This window comes from Clostridium sp., assembly GCF_051278035.1.
Classification (GTDB): domain Bacteria; phylum Bacillota; class Clostridia; order Clostridiales; family Clostridiaceae; genus Clostridium_AD.
Genome location: NZ_JBNMNU010000286.1, coordinates 1 through 3,428, shown reverse-complemented (window position 1 = coordinate 3,428; position 3,428 = coordinate 1). Strand labels below are relative to the sequence as shown.

Below are 3,428 nucleotides of genomic sequence, written 5' to 3'. Positions count from 1 at the left end.
ATTAATATCAAGAATTTCTGATGGAGCAATGAGAGATGCTCTAAGCATTCTAGACCAGGCCATATCGATGAATGAAGGAACTGTAGAGTATGATGATGTTATAGATATGCTGGGCCTTGTGACGTCAGAGAGTCTTATAATGCTCTCTAATAATATAATAAATAGAGATATTGAAGGCTCAATAAAGGCTGTAAATGATATAGTTTATAGTGGTAAAGATATATATGTATTTATAAAAGACATGACTGTTCATATGAGAAACCTTATGATGGTTAAAGTAAGTGACAATGCAGAAGATATCTTAGATATGTCATCTGAAAACATAAATATTTTAAAAGAGCAAGCATCAAAACTCAGAGTGGAAGAAATTATGAGGAACATAAAGATACTCCAAGATGCAGAGGAACAAGCTAAATGGAGTAAGCAAAATAGAATTTATCTAGAACTTGCAGTTATTAAAATGTGTAAAATAGAATATGACACATCAAAAGAAGTGCTACTAGCTAGAATAAATAAAATAGAAGAAATTATAAAAGAGGGAAAGATAACTGTAGTCTCTGAAAGTGTCACACCAAGAATTTCTGAAGTTAATAATGGTAAAAAAGAAAATAAGTCTAGTAAAAAAATAGAAACAAAACCTATGAAAAAGCATAATGATAATTCTAATTTAACCGTAGATATAGTTAAAAAATCGTTTAAGGACATTTTAGATATGTTTAAAGCACGAAGACATATGGTTATATATGCTTCTTTAATGACTGGTGAAATTGTTTCCTGCCATGGAGGTGTAATAGAACTAGCTTACGAAAAGCAATTTGCCTTTAATAAAATTAGACTTGAAAAAGAACAAAACAGAAATTTAATTGAAGAAATATTCTCTGAAGTATTAAAAGAAGAAGTGAAAATAAAATATACTGTTGAATCTGATGAAAAACAGGTTAAATCACCTGAGGATATACTAAAAGAAACATTTGGGGAAGATCTCGTTGAGATATTAGATGAATAAAATAAATAATATTTAATGGAAATTATTATAGTTATTAGTATATAATAATAGAGAAAGATAAATATAATGATATTAACTTTAATAAATAATAAATAGGAGGTAACAATTATGGCAAAAGGCGGATTACCAGGTATGGGTGGAAATATGGGCGGTTTGATGAAACAAGCTCAAAAATTTCAAAAGCAAATGGAAGACATGCAAAAAGGTTTAGAGACCAAGGAATACGTGGCATCTGTTGGTGGTGGAGCAGTAACTGCTATAGCTAATGGAAAGAGACAACTTATTGACGTAAAGATAAAACCAGAAGTAGTAGACCCTGATGATGTTGAAATGCTCCAGGACTTAATTATGAGTGCTTGCAATGAGGCATTGAAGAAAGCAGAAGATGAAACAAGTAGTGAAATGGGTAAACTAACAGGTGGATTAAATATGCCGGGAATGTTCTAGAAAGCGGTATTTAAAAGCTATACATTTAAGAGGTGACTAAATTGGAGTTTTATCCAGTAGCAATAGAAAAACTTATAGAAGAATTTGCTAAACTACCTGGTATAGGGAAAAAAACAGCTCAGAGGCTAGCATTATTTGTGCTAAATCTTCCCAAGGAAGAAGTAGAAGAATTTGCTGGTGCACTGGTTAAGGCGAGAGGTACCTTGAAATTCTGCTCAATATGTGGAAGTTTTGCAGATGCAGATCCTTGCGCAATTTGTTCTAATCCAAATCGGGATAAGAGTGTCATATGCGTTATTGAAAATCCAAAAGACATTATGACTATGGAAAAAGTAAGAGAATTCAATGGGGTTTACCATGTTCTTCATGGAACGATATCTCCTATGGCAGGTAGAGGTCCTGAGGATATAAAGTTAAGGGAACTTATAAGAAGGATTAATGGAGATGTGCATGAAGTAATAGTTGCAACTAATCCAAACATAGAGGGTGAGGCTACGGCTATGTATATATCTAAAATATTAAAACCACTAGGTGCAAAAGTTACAAGGATTGCACATGGAATCCCAGTTGGTGGAGATTTAGAATATATAGATGAAGTAACCCTCTCTAAAGCTTTAGAAGGAAGAAAAGAAATATAGAATATTACTCCTGTTTTATGTCAAGAATTTAAAAAAGACATAAAATGGGAGGTTTTTATTATGGATAGGAAAAAAATAATTGAAATATTATTTAAAACTTTAACATATACTCAAGAACAGAAAGACATTATAGTAGGGCTTGAAGAAGCTAAGCTTGAATGGGAATGTGCGAAAAAATATTTTGATATTGCAGACGATCCAAAACTTATAGATTATGCAATTTATAAGGAAGATCAATCTAAAACTAAATATATATATTTTTTATTAGAAGCTAGAAGAAAAGGTGTAACAATTGATGCTAGTTATATGATAGAAGAACTGATCGTTGTTAATGATTAAATAAATGTTCTTAATTGAGTTGTGAATATATTTTAAATGAGGATAGGGGGATGAGATATGGTGGTTGCAGTATATTTTTTAATTGCTATAGTAGCAATGGTAATTGTGGTCAAGCTCTTTTCGTGGCCACTAAAAATGCTAGGAAAGCTAATAATCAATGGTGTCTTTGGAGTGTTACTTTTATTACTTGTTAACTTTATAAGTGGCTTTGCGGGGGGGCCACGAATATATATTGAGATAAATGCTGTGACATCACTTATTGCAGGTTTTTTAGGAGTTCCAGGAGTAATATTTTTAATAATTTTCAGATTATTAATGTAAGTTCATATCATAAATAATATAATTTTAATAGGGCAATGTAGCTTCTAAGTATTTAGAAGGGATATTGTCCTATTTGTTTTTTAATAAAAAACGTTCCACACTAGTATATTTACGTATCATTAAGGAGAATACTTAGTATATATAGAATTACCAAGTGGAGTATGGAAAAATATAGTTGGTGTAGGGTGGTAATAACTAAATAACTATCCTGGTGTATCAATACAAGGGATATAGAGATAAAGTTTAAAAATTCAAGAATACATAACCTATTTTATTTTAGCAACTCTAAATCAAATTATGTCGAGGATATTCTATGGTAAGATATTGCATGTCGCTTGTCACAACGAACGACATATTAAAAATTAAGTTGGTAAGCTTAGTGTGATTTATTTAAAAACATTAAAAAAATAAGTTGACAAAAGCATACTAAACTGATAGAATAGTAGGAGTCGTCTTATGATGACAAAATAAATTGGTCTTTGAAAATTAAACAGAGAAATAGGTAAAGATAGCAAAATAATATTTTGCTAAACCAGTTAATTACTTTAGTAAATAAAGTGAATTTTAGTCGTAAGACTAAATAGTATGTAATGAGCTTGCTAACCAGCTTAACAGTTGGCGCAGATTAATCATTTCAAACTAAAAGTGTAAACTTTTAAATTGAGAGTTTGATCCTG

4 protein-coding genes and 1 pseudogene are annotated in these 3,428 nt (G+C 30.8%); all 5 read left to right on the top strand.

The features are described from left to right. Positions 1-1,006: pseudogene (locus tag ACJAX4_RS23015) on the top strand (DNA polymerase III subunit gamma/tau); the annotation flags it as partial. A 108-nt stretch (positions 1,007-1,114) separates the two neighbouring features. Next, positions 1,115-1,453 carry a YbaB/EbfC family nucleoid-associated protein gene (locus ACJAX4_RS23010; protein WP_435791772.1) on the top strand — a complete coding sequence of 113 codons (339 nt, stop codon included), beginning with the start codon at positions 1,115-1,117 and terminating at the stop codon, positions 1,451-1,453. Between the two features lie 41 nt (positions 1,454-1,494). Further along, the gene (gene recR / locus ACJAX4_RS23005; RefSeq protein WP_435791771.1) at positions 1,495-2,091 is read left to right on the top strand and encodes a recombination mediator RecR; all 597 of its coding nucleotides are present in this window, start codon (positions 1,495-1,497) and stop codon (positions 2,089-2,091) included. 60 nt (positions 2,092-2,151) lie between these two features. Beyond that, positions 2,152-2,430: a DUF2508 family protein gene (locus ACJAX4_RS23000; RefSeq protein ID WP_435791770.1), complete on the top strand. Its 279-nt coding sequence runs from the start codon at positions 2,152-2,154 to the stop codon at positions 2,428-2,430. A gap of 57 nt (positions 2,431-2,487) precedes the next feature. Then, complete coding sequence (locus ACJAX4_RS22995; RefSeq protein ID WP_435791769.1) at positions 2,488-2,751, top strand: pro-sigmaK processing inhibitor BofA family protein; 264 nt, start codon at positions 2,488-2,490, stop codon at positions 2,749-2,751. Positions 2,752-3,428 lie beyond the last annotated feature (677 nt).

Excerpts from the sequence above, each read along its gene's own strand:
- ACJAX4_RS23010 (WP_435791772.1), top strand. The coding sequence starts at position 1,115 with ATGGCAAAAGGCGGATTACCAGGTATGGGTGGAAATATGGGCGGTTTG.
- ACJAX4_RS23000 (WP_435791770.1), top strand. The coding sequence starts at position 2,152 with ATGGATAGGAAAAAAATAATTGAAATATTATTTAAAACTTTAACATAT.
- ACJAX4_RS22995 (WP_435791769.1), top strand. The coding sequence starts at position 2,488 with ATGGTGGTTGCAGTATATTTTTTAATTGCTATAGTAGCAATGGTAATT.